The sequence below is a fragment of the Tateyamaria omphalii genome, from assembly GCF_001969365.1.
In the GTDB taxonomy this organism is placed as follows: domain Bacteria; phylum Pseudomonadota; class Alphaproteobacteria; order Rhodobacterales; family Rhodobacteraceae; genus Tateyamaria; species Tateyamaria omphalii_A.
In genome coordinates this window covers 2,891,479-2,911,674 of sequence record NZ_CP019312.1, presented here as the reverse complement: position 1 = coordinate 2,911,674, position 20,196 = coordinate 2,891,479, and the positions used below count along the sequence as shown (strand labels likewise).

25 protein-coding genes are annotated in these 20,196 nt (G+C 61.9%); 17 read left to right on the top strand and 8 right to left on the bottom strand.

The genetic code is table 11. The features are described from left to right. Positions 1 to 10 precede the first annotated feature (10 nt). The 4 genes from dgcA (at position 11) to BWR18_RS14540 (ending at position 3,223) form a co-directional block, all read left to right on the top strand. The gene (gene dgcA, locus BWR18_RS14555) at positions 11 to 976 is read left to right on the top strand and encodes an N-acetyl-D-Glu racemase DgcA (protein ID WP_076629186.1); all 966 of its coding nucleotides are present in this window, start codon (positions 11 to 13) and stop codon (positions 974 to 976) included. Positions 977 to 1,081: 105 nt separating this feature from the next. Next, positions 1,082 to 1,945: a D-amino-acid transaminase gene (locus tag BWR18_RS14550; RefSeq protein WP_076629185.1), complete on the top strand. Its 864-nt coding sequence runs from the start codon at positions 1,082 to 1,084 to the stop codon at positions 1,943 to 1,945. Between the two features lie 100 nt (positions 1,946 to 2,045). After that, the gene (locus BWR18_RS14545) at positions 2,046 to 2,939 is read left to right on the top strand and encodes an SPFH domain-containing protein (RefSeq protein WP_076629184.1); all 894 of its coding nucleotides are present in this window, start codon (positions 2,046 to 2,048) and stop codon (positions 2,937 to 2,939) included. Continuing rightward, a complete protein-coding gene (locus BWR18_RS14540) occupies positions 2,939 to 3,223 on the top strand; it encodes a hypothetical protein (protein WP_076629183.1) in 285 nt (94 codons plus the stop codon). Before BWR18_RS14545 ends, BWR18_RS14540 begins: the two co-directional genes overlap by 1 nt. Positions 3,224 to 3,256: 33 nt before the next feature. On the opposite strand, the gene BWR18_RS14535 is transcribed toward BWR18_RS14540, so the two are convergent. From BWR18_RS14535 to BWR18_RS14525, 3 genes are all read right to left on the bottom strand, one after another. After that, entirely contained in the window at positions 3,257 to 3,847 is a 591-nt protein-coding gene (locus BWR18_RS14535) for an OsmC family protein (protein WP_076629182.1), read from the bottom strand. Continuing rightward, complete coding sequence (locus tag BWR18_RS14530) at positions 3,844 to 4,158, bottom strand: DUF1244 domain-containing protein (protein WP_076629181.1); 315 nt, start codon at positions 4,156 to 4,158, stop codon at positions 3,844 to 3,846. Before BWR18_RS14530 ends, BWR18_RS14535 begins: the two co-directional genes overlap by 4 nt. A 79-nt stretch (positions 4,159 to 4,237) precedes the next feature. After that, on the bottom strand, positions 4,238 to 4,990 hold the full coding sequence (locus tag BWR18_RS14525) for an N-formylglutamate amidohydrolase (RefSeq protein ID WP_254684870.1): 753 nt from the start codon (positions 4,988 to 4,990) through the stop codon (positions 4,238 to 4,240). A gap of 86 nt (positions 4,991 to 5,076) precedes the next feature. Between BWR18_RS14525 and pyk the strand changes: the two genes are divergently transcribed. From pyk to BWR18_RS14500, 5 genes are all read left to right on the top strand, one after another. Further along, positions 5,077 to 6,522 (top strand): pyruvate kinase, encoded by a 1,446-nt coding sequence (gene pyk, locus BWR18_RS14520; protein ID WP_076629180.1) that lies wholly within the window; start codon positions 5,077 to 5,079, stop codon positions 6,520 to 6,522. A gap of 29 nt (positions 6,523 to 6,551) precedes the next feature. Further along, positions 6,552 to 6,773 carry a hypothetical protein gene (locus BWR18_RS14515; protein WP_076629179.1) on the top strand — a complete coding sequence of 74 codons (222 nt, stop codon included), beginning with the start codon at positions 6,552 to 6,554 and terminating at the stop codon, positions 6,771 to 6,773. 142 nt (positions 6,774 to 6,915) lie between these two features. Further along, on the top strand, positions 6,916 to 7,116 hold the full coding sequence (gene rpmI, locus BWR18_RS14510; RefSeq protein ID WP_027263382.1) for a 50S ribosomal protein L35: 201 nt from the start codon (positions 6,916 to 6,918) through the stop codon (positions 7,114 to 7,116). Between the two features lie 17 nt (positions 7,117 to 7,133). Then, entirely contained in the window at positions 7,134 to 7,499 is a 366-nt protein-coding gene (gene rplT, locus BWR18_RS14505; protein WP_076629178.1) for a 50S ribosomal protein L20, read from the top strand. Between the two features lie 145 nt (positions 7,500 to 7,644). Further along, the gene (locus BWR18_RS14500) at positions 7,645 to 8,082 is read left to right on the top strand and encodes a BLUF domain-containing protein (protein ID WP_076629177.1); all 438 of its coding nucleotides are present in this window, start codon (positions 7,645 to 7,647) and stop codon (positions 8,080 to 8,082) included. 3 nt (positions 8,083 to 8,085) lie between these two features. On the opposite strand, the gene BWR18_RS14495 is transcribed toward BWR18_RS14500, so the two are convergent. Genes BWR18_RS14495 through BWR18_RS14485 form a run of 3 tightly spaced genes read right to left on the bottom strand, consistent with a single transcriptional unit; the run spans position 8,086 to position 9,329 of the window. Continuing rightward, entirely contained in the window at positions 8,086 to 8,313 is a 228-nt protein-coding gene (locus tag BWR18_RS14495; protein WP_076629176.1) for a hypothetical protein, read from the bottom strand. Then, positions 8,313 to 9,110 carry an OmpA family protein gene (locus BWR18_RS14490; protein ID WP_076629175.1) on the bottom strand — a complete coding sequence of 266 codons (798 nt, stop codon included), beginning with the start codon at positions 9,108 to 9,110 and terminating at the stop codon, positions 8,313 to 8,315. Before BWR18_RS14490 ends, BWR18_RS14495 begins: the two co-directional genes overlap by 1 nt. A gap of 21 nt (positions 9,111 to 9,131) precedes the next feature. After that, a complete protein-coding gene (locus BWR18_RS14485; RefSeq protein WP_039681974.1) occupies positions 9,132 to 9,329 on the bottom strand; it encodes a hypothetical protein in 198 nt (65 codons plus the stop codon). A gap of 318 nt (positions 9,330 to 9,647) precedes the next feature. Between BWR18_RS14485 and BWR18_RS14480 the strand changes: the two genes are divergently transcribed. From BWR18_RS14480 to pheT, 5 genes are all read left to right on the top strand, one after another. Then, on the top strand, positions 9,648 to 10,655 hold the full coding sequence (locus BWR18_RS14480) for a Hint domain-containing protein (protein WP_254684869.1): 1,008 nt from the start codon (positions 9,648 to 9,650) through the stop codon (positions 10,653 to 10,655). Between the two features lie 53 nt (positions 10,656 to 10,708). Further along, positions 10,709 to 11,782 (top strand): phenylalanine--tRNA ligase subunit alpha, encoded by a 1,074-nt coding sequence (gene pheS / locus BWR18_RS14475; protein WP_076630333.1) that lies wholly within the window; start codon positions 10,709 to 10,711, stop codon positions 11,780 to 11,782. Positions 11,783 to 11,864: 82 nt separating this feature from the next. Then, complete coding sequence (locus tag BWR18_RS14470; RefSeq protein WP_076630332.1) at positions 11,865 to 12,077, top strand: hypothetical protein; 213 nt, start codon at positions 11,865 to 11,867, stop codon at positions 12,075 to 12,077. A gap of 30 nt (positions 12,078 to 12,107) precedes the next feature. Further along, on the top strand, positions 12,108 to 12,929 hold the full coding sequence (locus BWR18_RS14465; RefSeq protein WP_076629173.1) for an alpha/beta hydrolase family esterase: 822 nt from the start codon (positions 12,108 to 12,110) through the stop codon (positions 12,927 to 12,929). 87 nt (positions 12,930 to 13,016) lie between these two features. Further along, positions 13,017 to 15,416, top strand: a complete 2,400-nt coding sequence (gene pheT, locus BWR18_RS14460; RefSeq protein WP_076629172.1) for a phenylalanine--tRNA ligase subunit beta — start codon at positions 13,017 to 13,019, stop codon at positions 15,414 to 15,416. A gap of 47 nt (positions 15,417 to 15,463) precedes the next feature. Here the strand turns inward: pheT and BWR18_RS14455 are convergent, their stop codons facing one another. Next, a complete protein-coding gene (locus tag BWR18_RS14455; protein WP_076629171.1) occupies positions 15,464 to 16,345 on the bottom strand; it encodes a LysR family transcriptional regulator in 882 nt (293 codons plus the stop codon). 84 nt (positions 16,346 to 16,429) lie between these two features. Between BWR18_RS14455 and BWR18_RS14450 the strand changes: the two genes are divergently transcribed. The 3 genes from BWR18_RS14450 to BWR18_RS14440 all read left to right on the top strand — a co-directional run bounded on the left by BWR18_RS14450 (position 16,430) and on the right by BWR18_RS14440 (position 19,346). Continuing rightward, on the top strand, positions 16,430 to 17,059 hold the full coding sequence (locus BWR18_RS14450) for a class I SAM-dependent methyltransferase (protein WP_076629170.1): 630 nt from the start codon (positions 16,430 to 16,432) through the stop codon (positions 17,057 to 17,059). Between the two features lie 63 nt (positions 17,060 to 17,122). Next, complete coding sequence (locus BWR18_RS14445; protein ID WP_076629169.1) at positions 17,123 to 17,569, top strand: YtoQ family protein; 447 nt, start codon at positions 17,123 to 17,125, stop codon at positions 17,567 to 17,569. 172 nt (positions 17,570 to 17,741) lie between these two features. Further along, entirely contained in the window at positions 17,742 to 19,346 is a 1,605-nt protein-coding gene (locus BWR18_RS14440) for a GMC family oxidoreductase (protein ID WP_076629168.1), read from the top strand. A gap of 116 nt (positions 19,347 to 19,462) precedes the next feature. Here the strand turns inward: BWR18_RS14440 and BWR18_RS14435 are convergent, their stop codons facing one another. Further along, positions 19,463 to 20,161, bottom strand: coding sequence for a glutathione S-transferase family protein (locus BWR18_RS14435; RefSeq protein WP_076629167.1), 699 nt, complete (start codon positions 20,159 to 20,161; stop codon positions 19,463 to 19,465). Positions 20,162 to 20,196 lie beyond the last annotated feature (35 nt).

The window sequence follows — 20,196 nt, the reverse complement described above, 5'->3', positions numbered from 1 at the left end:
AGGTGGACGGATGCGCATTGAAGTGACGCGGGATGTGTTTCAGCTGGCGCAGGCCTTTACCATTTCGCGCGGGTCGCGGACCGAGGCGCATGTGCTGACGGTCCGGGTGTCGGACGGGGTGGACAGCGGCTGGGGGGAGTGTGTGCCCTACGCCCGGTATGATGAGACGTTGGACACTGTCACGGCGGAGATTGAGGCATTGTCCGGGGATCTGACCCGTGATGGTTTGTATGATCTGTTGCCTGCCGGGGCGGCGCGGAACGCTGTGGACTGCGCATTGTGGGATCTGGAGGCGAAGCGGGCGGGCAAGCGGGCCTGGACCCTGGCCGGGTTGGCGGCACCCGGGCCGGAGATCACCGCCTATACCCTGTCGCTGGGCACGCCGGAGGCGATGCAGGCGCAAGCCGCGCAGAATGCGCATCGGCCCCTGCTGAAGATCAAGCTGGGTACGCCGGATGACATGCCGCGGTTGGAGGCGGTGCGGGCAGGTGCGCCGACCTCGCGCATCATTGTGGATGCCAATGAAGGGTGGTCCGCGGAGGTCTATGCCGATCTGGCGCCGCATCTGGTGCGCTTGGGCGTGCAGATGGTGGAGCAGCCGTTGCCTGCGGGGGATGATGACGCCCTGATCGGGATGGAGCGGCCCGTGCCGGTTTGTGCGGACGAATCCTGTCACGACCGGTCGGATCTGCCTGCCCTCAAGGGCAAGTACGACATGGTTAACATCAAGGTGGACAAGACCGGCGGTTTGACCGAGGCGCTTGCCTTGCGGGATGCGGCGCGTACCGAGGGGTATGACATCATGGTGGGGTGTATGGTGGGGTCATCCCTTGCCATGGCGCCTGCGACCCTTGTGGCGCAGGGCGTTGCCGTGACCGACCTGGATGGTCCGCTGCTGTTGGCCGAGGATCGGGAGGCGCCGCTCGTCTTTGACGAGGCGGGTGTGCATCCGCCGACGGCGGCCCTGTGGGGCTGAGACATCACATCTAACGGGTGCGACAGTGCGTCGACGCCCCTTGCACCGATTGAAATCGTAACATAACGCCAAGCGCAAAGACCCGTGCCCGAAGGAGCGACACCCATGACCCGGACCGTATATGTAAACGGAGAGTACCTGCCCGAGACCGAGGCCAAGGTGTCGATTTTCGACCGGGGGTTCCTGATGGCCGATGGGGTCTATGAGGTGACGTCGGTGCTGGACGGCAAGCTCATCGACTTTGACGGTCATGCGGTGCGCCTGCAGCGGTCGCTGGACGAGTTGGAGATGCAGTCGCCCATCTCGAAAGAGGACCTTTTGGAAGTGCATCGTGAACTGGTGCGCCTGAACGGGGTCGAAGAGGGCATGATCTACCTTCAGATCACACGCGGGGCGCCGGATGACCGGGATTTTGTGTTCCCCGACCCGGAGACGACCGCGCCGACCATTGTGCTGTTCACCCAGAACAAGCCCGGCCTGGCCGACAATCCGGCGGCCAAGAAGGGCATGAAGGTCATCAGCATCGAGGACATCCGCTGGGGTCGCCGCGACATCAAGACTGTGCAGCTGCTGTATCCGTCCATGGGCAAGATGATGGCCAAGAAGGCGGGCGCCGATGATGCCTGGATGATCCAGGACGGGTTCGTGACCGAAGGGACATCGAACAACGCCTATATCGTGAAGGGCAACAAGATCATCACGCGCGCCAAATCGAACGACATCCTGCACGGCATCACCCGCGCTGCTGTTCTGCGCTTTGCCGAGGAGGCGCAGATGGAGGTGGAGGAACGCAATTTCACCATCGACGAGGCGCGTGAGGCGGACGAGGCGTTTATCACATCCGCCTCCACTTTCGTGATGCCCGTGGTCGAGATTGACGGCGCGAAACTGGGTGACGGCGTGCCCGGTCGGGTGGCGCCGCGGCTCCGCGAAATCTATCTGGACGAGAGCCGCAAGGCTGCCATCTAACCGCCCGAATTTAGGCCCGCTTTTCGATTATCCCTTGAAAAGCGGGCTTTTTATTCCCATCTGGGTATGTGAAGCATATTAACATCGAGGGATAAATTAAATGAACGAAGAGATCATCCTGAGCCTTTTGAGCGAGAATCTGATCCTGATCCTTGCTGCCATTTTCTTGTTGGTCTGCCTGTTTCTGGGCGTTCGCATCGTGCCGCAGGCCGACAAGTTCGTGGTCGAACGCTTTGGTCGCCTGCATGCGGTGCTGGGCCCCGGCATCAACTTTATCGTGCCGTTTCTGGACGTGGTGCGTCACAAGGTGTCGGTGCTGGAGCGTCAGCTGCCCAATGCGAACCAGGACGCCATCACGTCGGACAACGTGTTGGTGCAGGTGGAAACCAGCATCTTTTACCGCGTGACGGAGCCTGAGCGGACGGTGTACCGTATTCGTGACGTGGATGGCGCTGTACAGACGACGGTTGCGGGTATCGTGCGGGCCGAGATCGGCAAGATGGAGCTGGACGAGGTGCAGTCGAACCGGTCGCAGCTGATCACGCAGATCAAGCATCTGGTGGAAGAGGCGGTGAACGACTGGGGCATCGAGGTGACGCGGGCCGAGATCCTGGACGTGAACCTGGACAAGGCGACGCGCGATGCGATGTTGCAGCAGCTGAATGCCGAACGGGCGCGCCGTGCTGCGGTCATGGAAGCCGAAGGTCACAAGCGGGCGACCGAGTTGAACGCCGATGCGGAGCTCTATGCCGCGGAACAGGCGGCCAAGGCGCGCCGCGTTGAAGCCGATGCCGAAGCCTATGCCACGCAGGTTGTGGCCGAGGCGATTGCGACGCACGGGATCGAGGCGGCGCAGTATCAGGTCGCTTTGAAACAGGTTGATGCGGTGTCGGCCATCGCGTCCGGCGCGGGCCAGCAGACCATCGTTCTGCCGTCGAGTGCGATGGATGCGTTTGGCGAAGCCTTTGGCATGTTGAAAGGGAGGAAAGCGTGATGACGACTTTGTGGAGTATCTGGTGGGTGTGGATCGTGGCCGCCCTTGTGCTGGCCTTTGTCGAGGTGTTCGTGCCCGCCTTTGTCTTTCTTGGCATGGCCGTAGGGGCGGTTGTTGTCGGGGTCGCGCTGGGTTTTGGCGCGCTGGGCTGGATCGGGGCGGGGTTGCCCGCGCTTCTTTTGCTCTTTGCCGTGTCGTCGGTTGTCGCCGCGATTGGTTTGCGCAATGTGATTGGTGTGCGGCGCGGGCAGGTCAAGATTGTCGAGCGGGACATCAATGACTGACGGGTAAGGCGGAGCACAGCTCCGCCTTACAATTTACGCGCCATTGCCGGCGTGGCTGGCGGTCTCGGTGCCGTTGTGCACAAGGCGTGTGGTCCACGGGATCGGGTTGCGCAGGGCGAAATGGGCCATGCACGCCCCTTCGGCCTCGGCCAGCAGCGCTTCGATCCGGTCGCGCGGTTCTGGGCTTTCGATCAGCACATGTGTTTCGACCAGTTCGGTCTTGCCATCCGTCGTGTGTCCAAAGTCGCGCATGTGCCCGAGGTTCGTGGCAAAGCGCACGCGCTGTTCCAGCTTCAGCGACGTGATCTCGATCTTGCGCGCGGTGTAGATGTCGGTGAGGTGGGTCATCAGGCAGAACCCGATCCCGGCGCAGAAATAGGCGAGTGGTGGCGGGGCCTGATCCTCGCCCACAGGGGGCTGTTCGTCGCAATAGAGCGTGAGGGGCGAGAAGCCGGGGATGTTGACCGAGACAGAGCCGGTCTTGTGCTGTTTGGTGCCCGCCTCGGCCACCAGGTTCACTTCGAATTGCAGCGGGTCGGGGGCCTTGGTCCGTTTGAACGGATCCGGGATGAAGGCGGTGGGCGTCGGGGCGTTTTCGGCGCGCGCGCCGACGCGGTAGGTCACTTTTTGTCCCCGACATTTTCGGCAAAGGCCTCTTTGAAGTCGGCCTTTTGGGTGTCGGATGCTTCGGTCTGGTGGTTGGCTTTCCACTCGGCCATCGTCATGCCGTAGAACGTTTCGCGGGCGTCATCCTTGGACATCTCAATGCCTTTTTCGGCGGCCGCTTCCTGATACCAGCGCGACAGGCAGTTCCGGCAGAAGCCCGTGAGGTTCATCATGTCGATGTTCTGGACGTCTGTCCGGTCCTCCATCAGGTGCTGGCGCAGGCGGCGGAAGGCGGCGGCTTCAAGTTCGATACGGGTTTGATCGTCCATATGCGTTGTCCTTTTTGGGTGTGTCGGACCGGGGCGCCGCCCCGGACCCCGTGGTATTTCGGGTCAGAAGAAACTCAGATCAGAGATTGGCGTGCGCGCGGGCGGCTTCAAGGTGATATGCGAGGAGGTTGGCCCAATGACGCTGGCCCTCGGGCTTTGCGATCAGGTCCTGGCGGATTTCGAGGATGACATTGGGGCGGCCCGGGATGTGGGCGTGCTGGCTCATTGCGTCGCCGGGGAAGAAGCCCGCGTAGGGCACGTTGTCCCCGACGGGTGAGGTGAGGGTCCCCGATAGGCTTGCTATGAGCGGGTCGGCGAGGCGGCGGTCGCGGGCGGACAGGACGCCGATTTCCCAGGGGCGTCGCGGGCGGCCCACAAGTTGCGGCGTGAAGCTGTGTATGGCAAGGAAGGTGACGTCGCGGGTGCCCGCCGTGCGCGCGATCGCGTCGTGATAGGGGGCATAGAGCATGTCGATCCGGCGCTGGCGTTCGGCCCCTGTCAAGGGGCGGTTGCCGGGAATGATCGTGCCGTCATAGAGCTGCGGCACCAGTGTCGGATCGTCGGCGCCCCGGTTCGGGTCAATCACCAGCCGCGAGAAATTGGCGCTGACCACGGGCGCGTTCAGTGCCGTGCCCAGAGCATGGGCCACGCCAAGCGCGCCGATGTCGATGGCGATGTGACGCTGCATTTCGGTTTCGGGCAGTCCCAGCGTCCCGCCATTTATGTGCTGCGGCACCGTGTTGGTCGCATGATCACAGGTGATCACCCATCTTCCGCCCCGGTCGCCCCCATCTATTAAAAACGGGTCATGTGTCATTTGATCGTCACGCATTGCGCTGAAGGTTTAGGCCAGTTGCCACGTGATGTGAATTGGGCAATAAGAGCGCCGTTAGCGGTATCATCAAAAGGGGCAAGACCATGCGACGCCTGCGCAACGTGAAAATCGTGGCCACCCTTGGCCCTGCCTCGGACACATATGACACCATCCGCGCGCTGCATCAGGCGGGCGCCGATGTGTTTCGCCTGAACATGTCGCATGGCAGCCACGAGGAGATCGCGGAGAAGCACGCCATCATACGCAAGGTGGAAGACGACACCGGGTCAGCCATTGCCATTCTGGCCGATCTTCAGGGTCCGAAGCTGCGCGTCGGTGTCTTTGCAGGCGACAGCGAGATGCTGGACGAGGGCGCCAAATTCCGTTTGGATCTGGACGAGAAAGAGGGCGACAGCCGACGGGTCTGCCTACCCCACCCGGAGATTTTCCAGGCGTTGGACGTGGGCAAGACCCTGCTGGTCAATGACGGCAAGATCCGACTGAAGGTCGAGGCGTGTGGCCCGGACTTTGCCGATTGCGTGGTCACCGCCGGAGGCGTGATTTCGAACCGCAAGGGCGTGAATGTGCCGGATGTCGAGCTGCCCTTGGCTGCCTTGTCGGACAAGGACAAGTCCGATCTGCACTTTGTGGCCGATCTGGGCGTGGACTGGATTGCGCTGAGTTTTGTGCAGCGCGCCGCGGATGTGGAAGAGGCGAAAGCGATGATCAAGGGGCGCGCGGCTGTGCTGTCCAAGATTGAAAAGCCCAATGCTGTCGAACGCTTTGATCACATCCTGCAGGTCAGCGACGGGATCATGGTTGCCCGCGGCGATCTTGGGGTAGAATTGCCGGTACAGAACGTACCGCCGATCCAGAAGCGCCTGGTGCGCAAGTGCCGCCATGCGGGCAAGCCGGTGATTGTGGCCACACAGATGCTGGAAAGCATGATTGAAAGCCCGATGCCCACCCGGGCCGAGGTGAGCGACGTGGCCACTGCCATCTATGAAGGTGCGGATGCCGTAATGCTGAGCGCCGAGAGTGCCGCGGGCAGCTACCCGGTTGAGGCGGTCACCACGATGGATCGTGTTGCGGCGGAGGTCGAACGGGACCCGACCTACACCCAGATTATCGAGGCCAGTCGCGGCGCGAGCCGTGCGTCCGTGGCGGACGGTATTGTTGCCGCGGCGCGCGAGATTGCAGAGACGACGGACATCAAGGCCATATGCTGTTTTACCCAAAGCGGCACCACGGCCATGCTAGTGGCCCGCGAGCGGCCGCGTGTGCCGATCTTGGCGCTCACCCCGCTTGTGCGCACCGCGCGGCGGATGGCGCTGAGTTGGGGGTGCAATTGCTATGTGACGCCCACGATGGAGCGCTTCAAGGAGGCTGTCGTCGGGGCGGCCCGTGCGGCGCGGGATGGCGGCTTTGCGGATGCAGAGGACCAGATCGTCGTGACCGCTGGGGTGCCGTTCAACGTCACGGGCACAACCAACATCCTGCGTGTCGCGCCCTGTGATGAACGTTTGATTTATTCCACTGATCCAGAGTAGCGTAGCCAGACTTAGCGTAAGGTTATGACATGAGCCCTGACTTCTATTTGGTTCTTGGCATTCTGATTGCCGGATTCTCAATTCCGTCCGTGCTGTCCGCGATCTCTGACAGGCGGGCGCCGCGGGCCTCGGCGATCACTATTCTCATTGCGGGCGGGCTGATCGTGTTGGCCTTGCAGACGCAACCGGGCGGGTATTCGATACAGGAAATTCCGGATGTTTTTGTCCGGGTGATTGCCAGCTTTATCTGATCCCGGCACCTGCGTGAGGCGCGCGCGGAATTCCCCTTGCCATGGATATGATCTGCTCGTATACGCCAGCTTCGTTCCGCGCGTCCGGCCCAAGTGGCATGCCGAGTCGCGCATCTACCGCACTCAAACGATGGAGACGGAAATGCCCAAGATGAAGACCAAGTCGAGCGCCAAGAAGCGCTTTAAGGTGACCGCCACCGGTAAGGTGATGGCAGGTCAGGCCGGCAAGCGCCACGGCATGATCAAACGCACCCGTAAATTCATTCGTGACGCCCGTGGCACCACGACCCTGTCTGCCCCCGACGCGAAAATCGTCAAGGGCTTCATGCCCTACGACCGCTAAGAAGAAGGAGCAGATACATGTCCCGCACCAAAGGTGGAACCGTCACCCACGCCCGTCACAAGAAGGTCATCAAGGCCGCCAAAGGTTACTATGGCCGCCGCAAGAGCACCTTCAAGGTTGCACGCCAGGCCGTCGACAAGGCCAACCAGTACGCAACGCGTGACCGTCACAACCGCAAGCGCAACTTCCGCGCGCTGTGGATCCAACGCATCAACGCGGCTGTGCGCGCCCATGACGAAGCGCTGACCTACAGCCGCTTCATCAACGGCCTGAACCTGGCTGGCATCGAAGTGGACCGCAAGGTTCTGGCAGATCTGGCCGTAAACGAGCCAGAGGCATTTGCCGCGATTGTCGATCAGGCCAAGGCGCAGCTGACCGCCTGATTCCAACCGCAAGTTGATGAAAAAGCCGCTCCGTACGGGGGCGGCTTTTTTATTGCGTTTTGGGTTCTCTGAATACCGTGATTTCGCTTGATCCTGTGCCAAGCGCAGTTCACGATACTACATGTAGGATTTAAGAGGTGGCGTGATGAATCTCACTCGGCTGGTTTACTATTCGCAACGGAACCCATCGGAGAGCCTGGATTCGCAGGAGTTGATCGAGACCTGTCAGCGCAACAACAAGCGCATGAACCTGACCGGGATGCTGCATTACAATGGCGACCATTTCCTGCAGGTGATCGAAGGCGGGCGGGTCGAAGTATCGGCGCTGTATCACCGGATTTCACGCGACCCACGCCACAGCAACATCATCCTGTTGTCCTGCATGGACGCGCGCGAGCGTATCTTTCCCACGTGGTCGATGGGCCTGCATCAGGGCATGGATGACCGGGCGCAAGGCATATATTTGCGCTACTTTTCCACGGACGAGATCAACCCTGAGACGGTGAATGTGGACAGCTTGCTTGACGTGTTGCAGGACCTGTCTGTTGAACTGTCGCCGCGCTTTTCGGTCGACCGGGCGTAAGGGTCAGCGTCGGGCCTTCCGGCGCTCACGCACCAAGGCATTCTCGGCGCTGCGGGCGCGGTCTTCGGCCACGTTCGCCCTGCGACGCCATTTTGCCGTTTCACCGGACAGCATCGCGATGTGTGCCGCGCTTTCGTTGCGATACTTCTGCCGCGACAGCAGGTAGCCGATCACGGCTGACACGGCCATGAACGCCAGCGCGATGCCAAACTGAAGCGCAATGGTCGCCATCACCGGGCCTCCCCTTTCAACACCCGCAATTCCACGCGGCGATTGATTCCGTCATCGCCGTTACTGCCCTGCTCGAGCGGGGCGCGGGATCCAAAGCCGACCGTTTCGAATTGGCGCGTGTCGATGCCAAGCGCTGACAGCGCCTCGACCGTGTTTTCGGCGCGGGTCCAGCTGAGTTGAAGGTTGGCAAGGTCAGAACCCGAGCTGTCCGAATGCCCCGCGACCAGGACACGCGCCTGCGGGCAGGCGTTCACCTGTGTCCCGACCTGCAAAAGCTGGTCGTAGCTGCCGGGTGGTACCAGCGCGCTGCCCGCGTCAAATTGCGTCAAAATGCCGGACAGGTCAGCAGCCAGTGTCACAACGCAGTCCTGTTCGATTGCGGCGGGCGGTGATGTGTGGACCGGTTTTGGTGCAGTTTGCTGCGCCTGCTCCAACGCGATAAGCCACGGCATTTCGCTTTCTTCTTCGACGGGTGTTGCTGCCACGCTCGGCACAGAGCGATCTGGACTTTCGGTCGCTGTTTGTGTGGTGTCTGCGATGGCGAGATCAACTTCGGTTGCAGGTGCGACGGCTGTCGGCAGCGAGGCAGGTGGTCGCGCCGTAGCGGCCACATTGCCGCCGGGAAGGTTCATGCTCAGCACGCCAACGCCAGCCAGGACCATGATGCCCAAACCTCCCAGTGCGGACAGAGCCAGCGTCGATCCACCTTTGGTCTGTGCCAGTCGTTCTGCCCCGGCCAGTGTCAGACCAGCTGCTCGTAACGCGCGCATTTCGCGCTGCTTTGCCTTAGCCCGCATGTCGTCTCCCCCAGGTGACGTTTACTTGTAAAAAGTGACAGACAGTCCCGCTTCGTTGCGTTCGAAATGCACCTGCAGCCCCAATAGCTGCGCCGTTTCACGGATCATCGCCTCGTTCTCGGCCAGGTCGAGTTCGGTGCGCCCGTCGTCGAGAACGAGGGTCAGCCCCAGTTCCCGCACAGTGTGTTGCAGCACCGACTTCAAACGATGCGAATACATGATTGGTCTCATTCGTTGCGACCGTCACTTCCCATTTACACGATTCTCAAACCATACCATATCCAGTGCAATACGCTATCGAATATCCCAAGTATTGCGGTCTTTCATAGGTTTAGTGGGAGTTCTCTTTCGGCGGGAACCCTGCTATCTGAGAGTGCAGCGCGCTTGGCCACATTCTTTCACATGCGCACCCAACATTCGGCATATTCTGCCCCTCATAATGCCACCAGCCCTCAGCCAGTATGCAATAGGACGCGCAATACTTTGCCCCGGATCAGTGAACTTCATTACTCCAACGCATACGCGCGGAATTCCGGCGTGTCAGAGTTTCTGGAAGTGGCGCTTGGCCCTTTGGACAATCCGGCGGATTTTGTCGTTGGCTTCTATCAGGACGACGGCAGTCTCGGCATTGAAGTGCGACTGGATGATCCCCGCGTTGTTCAATCCACTGATCCAGACAATGGCGAGGTGATCTTTGTCCTGTCCGCGGACAATCTGCCGATCTTGCTGACCGACCCGGATGGGGGCGGTTCGGACAACTACGAAGCCTATGCGCTGACCAACACGGCGACGGGCGATGTGCTGGATTTCTATGATATCGGCGGCGGAACGCAGAACATCACGGCTCAAGGCGGCGCGGCTGCGGGTGCTGTGTCGGAGAACGTGGCTGTTGTCGTTGGGCCCAATGCCACAACGACTTCTATCCAGTTCAACCAACCGAACCCGGACCAGATCACGTATGGGGCGACAAGTTCGGGGGACACCGGTATCGCCTGCTTTGTTGCGGGCACGATGATCGACACACCGGAGGGCCCGCGCGACGTGGCCACGCTGGAAGCCGGGGACATGGTGCGGACACTTGATCAAGGTCCTATGCGCCTGCTCTGGAGCGGGCAGCGCACCGTCGCCGGAACAGGGCGGTTCGCACCCATCGAATTTGCGGCCGGTTGCCTCGGGGCGCACTCCGCGCTCCGCGTCTCACCGCAGCATCGCATCCTGATCCGCGGGTGGCAGTCCGAGCTTTACTTCGGTGCGGAAGAAGTGCTGGTTCCCGCCAAGGCGCTGGTCAATGGCACAACCGTGATCCAACGCTACGTCCCGCGGATCAGCTATGTCCATCTGCTGTTCGAGTCGCACCAGATCGTATGCGGCAACGGCATGTGGAGCGAAAGCTACTTTCCGTCATGCGCCGCAACGGGCCACTGGAACCCGGAGACGGAGGCCGAGATGTTGGACCTTTTTCCCGAACTCCAACAGCCCGGGGGTTTTGTCACGGCGCGACCATCCTACCCGGTCCACCTGGGATCCCTTCTGAACGTCGCCTGATCTTGCCATCCTGCCGCGTTGTGGTAGCAGGGCAGCGAATGAAGGAGCACGTCATGGACGATCTCAAATCCAAGTATCTGACCCAAATCGCAGACGCCGCTGATGAGGCCCTGCTTGAGGACATCCGCATCGCCGCCGTTGGCAAGAAGGGCGAAGTGGCTCTGAAGATGCGCGAACTGGGCAAGATGACACCGCAAGAGCGTCAGGTGGCTGGGCCCGCGCTGAATGCGCTCAAGGACGAGATCAACAGCGCCTTGGCTGCCAAGAAAGCAGCACTTGCCGATGCCGCGCTTGATGCGCGATTGCGGTCTGAATGGCTGGACGTCACGCTGCCCACCCGGCCCCAGCGCCATGGCACACTTCACCCGATCAGCCAGGTGAGCGAAGAGGTCACGGCCATCTTCGCCGAAATGGGGTTTTCCGTCGCCGAAGGGCCGCGGATCGACACCGACTGGTACAACTTCGATGCTCTGAATATCCCGGGTCATCACCCCGCGCGGGCCGAGATGGACACATTCTATATGCACCGGGCCGAGGGCGATAATCGCCCGCCCCACGTGCTGCGCACCCACACCTCGCCCGTGCAGATCCGGTCGATGGAGGCCACGGGCGCGCCCACCCGCATTATTTGCCCTGGCGGCGTCTACCGTGCTGACTACGACCAGACGCATACGCCGATGTTCCACCAGGTTGAGGGGCTTGCTATCGACAAGGACATTTCGATGGCAAACCTGAAATGGGTGCTGGAAGAGTTCGTGAAATCCTATTTCGAGGTGGACGGCGTCGACCTGCGCTTTCGCGCGTCGCACTTCCCCTTTACCGAACCGTCGGCCGAGGTCGACATTCGCTGCTCCTGGGAAGGTGGCACGCTCAAGGTGGGCGAGGGCGACGATTGGCTCGAAATCCTCGGCTCCGGCATGGTGCACCCCAAGGTGTTGGAAGCAGGCGGGATTGACCCCAACGAATGGCAGGGCTTTGCCTTTGGCATGGGCATCGACCGGATTGCGATGCTGAAATACGGGGTGCCAGACCTGCGCGCGTTCTTTGACAGCGACCTGCGCTGGCTGCGCCACTACGGCTTTGCGGCGCTGGACGTGCCGACGTTGCATGGCGGGTTGAGCCGATAGGCGACAGGTGCGCGGAAACCGCGCACCCTATTTGGGATGTGCATTCATTGCGCACCGCACGGCCCGCTCTATGTGGCCTGGCATGCGCAAATGGCTTGTCCTGACCCTCGTTACGCTGATCGTGATTGCCCACATTTTCCTGTGGCGCTCGGACATGCCCGCGCATCTGAAGCTGACCTTCACCATCATCAACGCAGCAGGATGGACAATCGTTCTGGCTCCGATCCTGCTGATCGACCGCTGGCTTGCAGCCGTCCAGAGGCGCAACAGCGACGACCACGACAATGTGACGTGACATGCGGGGGTGAATGGATAGCGTGCGCGCATGACACGCTTCCTTGCCCTTTTCGCGCTGGTGACCGCGCTGCCCGCCATCCTGTCTGCTCAGACTCAAAGCGACAGGTGCCATCTGGATGTGCCTTGCGCTCTGGGCGACCGATCCTACCATGTCAAAGAGCCGGACGGCTGGGATGGCACCAGCCCGATGCCCGTGCTGATCCACTTTCACGGCTGGCAGCGCACGGGTGCGCTTCCTGTCCAGCACCAGCGCATTTCTGGTGCGACCCGTAGGCGCGGCGTGCTGCTGATCGCACCCAACGGCCAGCGCAAGACCTGGAACATGTGGACGCCCGAGACTGAGGACGTGCAATTCGCAGCCGATGTGCTGGAGGATGTCAGGGCCCGCTATCCCGTCGACGCCGATAACATCTTTCTGTCCGGTTATTCCTACGGGTCGATCATGGCGTGGCGCGTCGCTTGCGACCGGGGCTCCGACATGAACGTGCGTGCGCTTCTGGGCATTTCCGGCACGATCAGCCTGGCCGAAGACTGCGCGCAGGCCCCGCGCGAGGCGCGGCATGTGCATGGTCTCAAGGACAACGTGCTCGACTTTCCCTACGGCCCCGGTGGCGATACCATGTTCCCGGCATCGCTCTGGCGGGACCGGCTGGACTGCACGAATGTGCAGACCGATGGCGGCGACTGGTCGGCGGTCGAGTTCCTGACCCTGACCCGCACCGAATGGCAGGACTGCGCCGGCGGGATCAAGGTCACGCTCGACATCCATCCGGGCGGCCATTTCATCCCCCATGGATGGATCGCGCGGCAACTTGACGAGCTTTTGGGCCGCACTCCGGTCTATCCCTGACGCCCGGACTGCTTGCGCGTCCCGCGCTTGCACCTTGGCCCGAACTTTGCCATTGCAGGCCCGTATTGCACTGCAGGGGACGACCCGATGAAATTCACGCTCAGCTGGCTCAAGCAGCACCTCGACACCACCGCTTCGGTGGACGAGATTACCGATGCGCTGACCGACCTTGGACTGGAAGTCGAAGGGATCGAGGATCGCGGGGCGAAGCTGGCCGACTTTACCATCGGCAAGGTATTGAGCGCGGAAAAGCACCCCGACGCTGACCGCTTGCGCGTGTGCCAGGTGGCCACGGACGAAGGCGAGAAACAGATCATCTGCGGCGCCCCCAACGCGCGCGAAGGGATTACCGTCGTCGTGGCGAAGCCCGGCGTCTACGTGCCCGGCATCGACACCACTATCGGCGTGGGCAAGATCCGTGGGATCGAGAGCTTTGGCATGATGGCTTCGGAACGCGAGATGGAGCTGTCGGAAGAACATGATGGCATCATCGAACTGCCAAGCGGCGAGGTGGGCGACCGCTTTGTCGACTGGCTGGCCGAAAATGATCCAGCCAAGGTCGATCCGGTGATCGAGATCGCCATTACCCCCAACCGCCCCGATGCGCTGGGTGTGCGTGGCATCGCGTTGGACCTGGCCGCACGCGGCATCGGCAAGATGAAACCGGCGCACCACCCGTCGGTCGAAGGTGCATACCCGTGTCCCGTCACGGTCACAATCGACGACGACACGCTGGACCAATGCCCGGTCTTCTTCGGTCGCCTGATCCGCGGTGTGACCAACGGGCCCAGCCCCGCGTGGCTGCAAGACCGCCTGCGCGCCATCGGCCTGCGCCCCATCTCGTTCCTGGTGGACGTAACGAACTTTTTCACCTTCGACCGCAACCGGCCTCTTCACGTGTTTGATGCAGACAAGATCGCTGGCAACGCCCTGCGCATTCACCGCGCCAAAGGGGGTGAGACGCTGATGGGCCTTGATGAAAAGGAATACACGTTCGATGCGGGTATGACCCTGATCTCGGATGACAACGGCCCCGAAAGCATCGGCGGCGTCATGGGCGGTCTGCATTCGGGCTGCACCGAAGAGACGGTGAACGTCTTTGTCGAGGCGGCCTATTTCGATCCGATCCGCACCGCCTATACGGGCCGCGCGCTCAAGATCAACTCGGACGCCCGCTACCGCTTTGAGCGTGGCATTGACCCGGCCTTCACCCCGGAAGGGCTCGATCTGGCTTGCGAAATGATCCTGGAGCACGCAGGCGGCGACGTGTCGAGCAAGGTACAGGCAGGAGCCATTCCCGACACCGCCCGTGCCTTCAAGCTGGATGCCGCCCGTGTGCAAAGCCTTGTGGGCATGGATATCCCCGAAAGCGAACAGCGCCAGACCCTGACGCGACTTGGTTTTCGGCTTGAGGGCGACATGGCGCATGTGCCCAGCTGGCGGCCCGATGTGATGGGAGAGGCCGATCTGGTCGAGGAAGTGGCCCGCGTCGCCTCCTTGACCAAGTTGCAGGGCAAGCCGCTGCCGCGCATTACTGAAGGTGTGCCGAAACCGGTGATGACCCCGATCCAGCGCCGCGAACAGATCGCGCGCCGGACGGCGGCGGCACTCGGCTACAACGAATGCGTGACCTATAGCTTCATCGACCAGGCTTCGGCCAAGCTGTTCGGCGGCGGTGAAGACGCGACCATGCTGGAAAACCCTATTTCCAGCGACATGAGCCACATGCGTCCCGCGCTGCTGCCCGGCCTCTTGCAAGCCGCTGCCCGCAACCAGGCGCGCGGCTTTGCCGATTTGGCGTTGTTCGAGGTTGGCCCCGCCTTCCACGGCGGTGAGCCGGGGGAACAGCGCTTGCTCGTCTCCGGTCTGCTGGTGGGGCGCACCGGGCCAAAGGACGTGCATGGTGCGTCGCGCGCCGTCGATGTCCATGACGTGAAGGCCGATGCCGAAGCGATCCTGTCGGCCATCGGCGCTCCGGCCAAGGTGCAGATCATGCGCGGTGCCGATGCGTGGTGGCACCCCGGTCGTCATGGCAAGATCTGTCTTGGCCCCAAGAAAGTGCTGGGCATCTTCGGCGAACTGCATCCCCGCGTTCTGGACGCGATGGATGTGAAAGGGCCGGCCATGGCCTTCACCCTCTGGCCCGCCGAGGTGCCGCAACCGCGCAAGGCCGGTGCCAATAAGGGCGCTCTGGACATCAGTGATCTGCAAGCGGTCGAGCGTGACTTTGCCTTTGTCGTCGATGCAGAGGTCGAGGCACTGACCCTCGTCAACGCCGCCATGGGGGCCGACAAGGCCCTGATAGAAGACGTGCGGGTCTTTGACGAGTTCATCGGCGGTTCTTTGGGGGAGGGCAGGAAATCCCTCGCCCTGACCGTTCGCCTGCAGCCCAAGGATGCGACCCTCAAGGACGCGGATATCGAAGCGGTCGCGCAGAAGGTGATTGACAAGGTTACCAAGGCGACCGGCGGCACGCTGCGCGGCTGAGTGCAACACCGTAGGGTGCGCATTTACTGCGCACCTTCCACCGCAGATCAGCTTTCGGACAGCATGTCTGTCAGCAGATCGAACACCAGCCGGATGCGCTTGCTCGTGTGCAGGTCGCGGTGAGTGACCAGCCAGACCGGAAAGGTCAGGTCGGTCACGCCGTCCAGCAGGCGCAATGCGTCATCGAATTGTTCTGCTATGTGGTCAGACATCGGAAAAAGCCCAAAGCCCTTGCGCATCATCTCCCACGTTGTGATCCCACTGGTCGAACCGGCGCGCAGATTGTCCCGCGTGACCGGGATGCCCCGGTCCGCCATGGCGGCGATAAACAGATCATCGTCCGCCATGCTGATAAAGTCGTGTTCTTTCAGATCCTCGACGGTCGCCGGCATTCCGCGCCGCGTCACGTAGTCCTTTGACGCATAAAGATGGGCCGACGCATCACTGATCTTGCGCGCAATCAGATCGGGTTCGGTGGGGCGCACATGGCGGATGGCGATGTCCGCCTCGCGCTTGAGGATGTCCCGAATGTCATTGGCCGCGACCACATCGACCCGCAAGCGCGGGGCAATGCTGCGCAGTTTCAGCAGCGTGTCAGGCAGCACATACGCGCTCATCATATCCGATGCTGTGACGCGGATCGTGCCGTCCAGTCCATCGGTCCGCCCTTGCGCGATGACGCTGATGCGCTGGGCAGCATCGCCCATTCGGCGCGCCTCAACCAACAGGTCGCGTCCCGCATCTGTCAATGTCATGGCGCGCGCCGTGCGCTCGAAGAGGGCAAGTCGCAGCTCCTGCTCCAACGCTGCGACCTGCCGCCCGACTGTTGGCTGCGTCACGGCCAATTGTCGCGCTGCCGCCGACAGAGACCCGGTCTCGGCCGTCGCCAAAAAGGCGCGCATATGTGTCCAGTCAAAACCTCTGTCCATGCAAATCTGTATATCTGGGCTGCGAAAAAGGTCAATTTCTGCCGGTGAAAAGGCGGCTTATATGCGTGAGCGAAGGAGACGCATATGAAGACCTCAGCAAAATTCTGGGACGGGGTCGCGGTGAAATACGCGGCACAACCCGTCAGCGACCCCGACGCCTACGATCAGACGCTGGAACGGGTGGCATCTTATCTCAAACCGACGGACCGTGTTCTGGAACTCGGGTGCGGGACCGGCACGACCGCGCTGCGACTGGCCGAACACGCCGGGTCAGTTCTCGCAACAGACTATTCCGGCGGCATGATCGCGCAGGCCGAGGCGAAGATGGGTGTCGAGAATGTCCGTTTTTTGCAAGCGGATGTCTTCAGCCCCGATCTGCAGGACGGCAGCTTTGACGTGGTGATGGCCTTCAACCTGTTTCACCTCGTGGACAAGGTCGACGCGGCCTGGGCCCGCGTGCATGATCTGCTCGCCCCCGGCGGGCTCTTTATCACCAAATCGCCTTGCCTGGGGGAGCGGTCACTTGGTTTCAAGTTTGGTCTGCTGAAGCGGCTCATCCCTGTGATGCAGTTGGTGGGCAAGGCCCCCTATGTGCGGTTTGATACCATCGCCGATCTGGACGCGCGGACCACCCGTGCCGGGTTCGAGATATTGGAGACCGGGAATTATCCGCGGCGTCCGCCCAATCATTTCGTCGTGGCGCGCGCGGTCTGACCCCTTGCCTTTGGCCGCCCAAGGCGCAGGTTAGGCGGGACCACAGCGACAGGGAGCGACGCGATGCTGAATGTGTATTTGTCCGGTGAGATCCACACCGATTGGCGCGAACAGATCGTCACGGGCGCCCAAGGGCTCGACATCACCTTCTCTGCGCCGGTCACGGACCATGCGGCCAGCGACGACTGCGGCGTGGCGATCCTGGGGGCCGAAGATCAGAAGTATTGGCATGACCACAAGGGGGCCATGGTCAACGCGATCCGCACCCGCAAGGGAATTGCGGATGCGGATGTCGTCGTGGTGCGCTTTGGCGATCAGTACAAGCAATGGAATGCGGCCTTTGATGCAGGCTATGCCGCGGCCCTTGGCAAGTCGTTGATCATCCTGCACGGGCCGGATCACGCCCACGCGCTCAAGGAAGTGGACGCCGCAGCGCTCGCGGTCGCAGAGCAGCCGGGACAGGTCGTAGACATCCTGCGCTACGTTTTGACAGGTGCGCTGCCCGGCTGAACGGAGACTGGCGCAGTTTACATCCGGCTTTTGATGCAAATAACCAGGCCGCACGTGAAAACCGCGACGGTTTCCAAATGGTCTTTGCGTCAAAGATCAGCGCCGTCCGACCTAGGGTCACGCTTGTGCCATCAGCGCCCCACTCATAGCGTTCCGGCTGGGAGGAGGGCATATGAAATTCGACTACGTGATCGTCGGCGGCGGGTCCGCAGGCTGCGTGATGGCATCGCGGTTGAGCGAGGACCCATCCGTGTCCGTCTGCCTGATCGAGGCGGGGGGGAACGGGCGCGACATCTTCGTCCGCGCTCCGGCGCTTGTGGCGGGCATGATCTCGGGCCGGCCCAAGGTCAACAACTGGGCCTTTCACACCGAACCGCAGCCCGAACTGAACGGGCGGCGCGGGTTTCAGCCGCGCGGGCGGACGCTGGGTGGCTCCAGCGCGATCAACGCGATGCTTTATGTGCGGGGTCATCGCAAAGATTATGACGAATGGGCTGATCTGGGAGCTGAAGGTTGGGATTGGGACAGCGTGTTGCCCTATTTCAAGCGGTCCGAGGGCAATGTGCGCGGCAGCGATGATCTGCACGGCGGGGATGGCCCCTTGCAGGTGGCCGAACAATCCGAACCGCGCACGATCACGCATAGCTTTGTCGAAGCTGCTGCAAAACAACAGGTTCGCATCACGGATGATTTCAACGGGGACCGGCAGGAGGGTGTTGGGCTTTATCAAGTGACCCAGCACCACAGCGGGCCAGCGCGCGGCGAACGGTGCTCGGCCGCTGCAGCCTACCTGCCGCCCGCGGTGCGGGCGCGCAGCAACCTGACCATCCTGACGCGCGCCGTGGCCCAAAAGGTCGAGATGGACGGCGCCCGCGCCATCGGTGTGCGCATCCGGCAGCAGGGCAAGATCAAGCTGTTGGAGGCTGCGCGCGAGGTCATCCTTTCGGGCGGTGCCTTTGGCTCGCCGCACCTCTTGCTCTTGTCCGGCATCGGCCCGGGGGACGAACTGGCGCAGCACGGCATTGACGTGGTGCATGAGCTGCCCGGCGTCGGGCAGAACTTGCAGGACCACCTGGACTACATCATCAGCTACCGCTCGAAACGGGATGATGTGGTGGGGCTGAACCCCGCAGGGTTGCTGGCGCTGGCCAAGGCGGGTCTGCGCTGGCGCAAGGATGGCACGGGGCTCTTTGCCTCTCCCTTTGCCGAAGGGGGTGCGTTTTTGCGGTCAGAACCGTCCGCGGACCGGCCCGATCTGCAACTGCATTTCGTTGTCGGTATCGTCGATCAGCATATGCGCAAGATCCACACGGCGTTCGGCTATTCCTGCCATGTCTGCGTGCTGCGCCCGCACAGCCGCGGCCATGTGGGACTGCAATCCTCGGACCTCGCGGCGCCGCCTCGGATCAATCCGAACTATCTGACGGATCGGCGCGATCTGGACCTGCTGATGAAGGGCGCGCGACGGATGGAGAACATCCTGACCGCCCCGCCGCTGGATCCGTGGCGTGGCAAACAGCTTTATGCCCATGATGGCAGCGATACAGCGCTTGAGGCGGACATCCGTGCGCGGGCCGATACCATCTACCACCCTGTCGGCACCTGCCGGATGGGGCAGGATGATATGGCGGTGACCGACCCTGCCGGCCGAGTGCGTGGGCTTGAGTGTCTGCGCGTCGTAGACGCGTCGCTGATGCCGCGGCTGGTGGGTGGGAACACGAATGCGCCCACAATTATGATGGCCGAAAAGATCAGCGCGGGTATGCGCGCGGGCTGATCCAAGGGACGCTGCGCGACACCTCTTTTTGATTGGGGCTTTGCCGTCGCCAGTGTCTCTCGGACCAATGGCGCGACAAAGGCGTCCCCCGTGGTATTTTTAGCCAGAAGAAGGGATTAGGGGCGTGGCGGGATGTTCTTGGCCTTGTCCACCGCCGGGCGGGCGTAAAAGCGGTCGACATAGGCGACCAGGTTCGTGTGGTCGCTCCAGCCCACCAAGTCTTGGGCGCCGTAGAAGTTCAGGGCGTTCAGCCATGGGGCGATAGCGATATCCGCGATAGAGTACTCGCCGGTGATCCAGTCCTTGCCCTCCAGTTCCTGTTCCAGCACGGCCAGCAGGCGCTTGCCCTCGTCCACGTAGCGCTGTTGCGGTCGTTTGTCCTCCCACTGGCTGCCCGCAAACTTCACGAAGAACCCTATCTGCCCCAGCATCGGGCCAAGGCCGCCCATCTGGAACATCAACCATTGGATCGTCTTGGCCTTGTCCGTGGCCGTCTTGCCCATCAGCTTGCCGGACTTTTCGGCGAGGTAGATCAGGATCGCGCCGGATTCGAAAAGGCCCACCGGTGCGCCATCCGGCCCGTTGGGGTCTATGATCGCCGGGATCTTGTTGTTTGGGTTGAGCGACAGGAATTCGGGGCTTTTGACATCGGGATCCGCCAGCGTGACCAAATGCGCCTCGTAGGGGATTTGCATCTCTTCCAGCGCGATCGACGCCTTCACCCCGTTGGGTGTCGGAAAGGAAAAAAGCTGTAGGATCGACGGATCCTTGGGTGTCCATTTTTGCGTGATCGGAAAGGCGCTGAGGTCAGCCATGGGTCGTCTCCTTGAAACCATGGGTCCGACATAGG

Coding starts and splice junctions, on each gene's coding strand:
- BWR18_RS14440 (WP_076629168.1), top strand. CDS start 17,742: ATGAAATTCGACTACGTGATCGTCGGCGGCGGGTCCGCAGGCTGCGTG.
- BWR18_RS14525 (WP_254684870.1), bottom strand. CDS start 4,990: ATGCGTGACGATCAAATGACACATGACCCGTTTTTAATAGATGGGGGC.
- BWR18_RS14530 (WP_076629181.1), bottom strand. CDS start 4,158: ATGGACGATCAAACCCGTATCGAACTTGAAGCCGCCGCCTTCCGCCGC.
- BWR18_RS14495 (WP_076629176.1), bottom strand. CDS start 8,313: ATGGCGACCATTGCGCTTCAGTTTGGCATCGCGCTGGCGTTCATGGCC.
- BWR18_RS14435 (WP_076629167.1), bottom strand. CDS start 20,161: ATGGCTGACCTCAGCGCCTTTCCGATCACGCAAAAATGGACACCCAAG.
- BWR18_RS14470 (WP_076630332.1), top strand. CDS start 11,865: ATGCGCAAATGGCTTGTCCTGACCCTCGTTACGCTGATCGTGATTGCC.
- BWR18_RS14445 (WP_076629169.1), top strand. CDS start 17,123: ATGCTGAATGTGTATTTGTCCGGTGAGATCCACACCGATTGGCGCGAA.
- BWR18_RS14455 (WP_076629171.1), bottom strand. CDS start 16,345: ATGGACAGAGGTTTTGACTGGACACATATGCGCGCCTTTTTGGCGACG.
- BWR18_RS14465 (WP_076629173.1), top strand. CDS start 12,108: ATGACACGCTTCCTTGCCCTTTTCGCGCTGGTGACCGCGCTGCCCGCC.
- rplT (WP_076629178.1), top strand. CDS start 7,134: ATGTCCCGCACCAAAGGTGGAACCGTCACCCACGCCCGTCACAAGAAG.
- BWR18_RS14540 (WP_076629183.1), top strand. CDS start 2,939: ATGACGACTTTGTGGAGTATCTGGTGGGTGTGGATCGTGGCCGCCCTT.
- BWR18_RS14545 (WP_076629184.1), top strand. CDS start 2,046: ATGAACGAAGAGATCATCCTGAGCCTTTTGAGCGAGAATCTGATCCTG.
- BWR18_RS14485 (WP_039681974.1), bottom strand. CDS start 9,329: ATGTATTCGCATCGTTTGAAGTCGGTGCTGCAACACACTGTGCGGGAA.
- BWR18_RS14550 (WP_076629185.1), top strand. CDS start 1,082: ATGACCCGGACCGTATATGTAAACGGAGAGTACCTGCCCGAGACCGAG.
- pyk (WP_076629180.1), top strand. CDS start 5,077: ATGCGACGCCTGCGCAACGTGAAAATCGTGGCCACCCTTGGCCCTGCC.
- BWR18_RS14490 (WP_076629175.1), bottom strand. CDS start 9,110: ATGCGGGCTAAGGCAAAGCAGCGCGAAATGCGCGCGTTACGAGCAGCT.
- pheT (WP_076629172.1), top strand. CDS start 13,017: ATGAAATTCACGCTCAGCTGGCTCAAGCAGCACCTCGACACCACCGCT.
- rpmI (WP_027263382.1), top strand. CDS start 6,916: ATGCCCAAGATGAAGACCAAGTCGAGCGCCAAGAAGCGCTTTAAGGTG.
- BWR18_RS14450 (WP_076629170.1), top strand. CDS start 16,430: ATGAAGACCTCAGCAAAATTCTGGGACGGGGTCGCGGTGAAATACGCG.
- pheS (WP_076630333.1), top strand. CDS start 10,709: ATGGACGATCTCAAATCCAAGTATCTGACCCAAATCGCAGACGCCGCT.
- BWR18_RS14515 (WP_076629179.1), top strand. CDS start 6,552: ATGAGCCCTGACTTCTATTTGGTTCTTGGCATTCTGATTGCCGGATTC.
- BWR18_RS14500 (WP_076629177.1), top strand. CDS start 7,645: ATGAATCTCACTCGGCTGGTTTACTATTCGCAACGGAACCCATCGGAG.
- dgcA (WP_076629186.1), top strand. CDS start 11: ATGCGCATTGAAGTGACGCGGGATGTGTTTCAGCTGGCGCAGGCCTTT.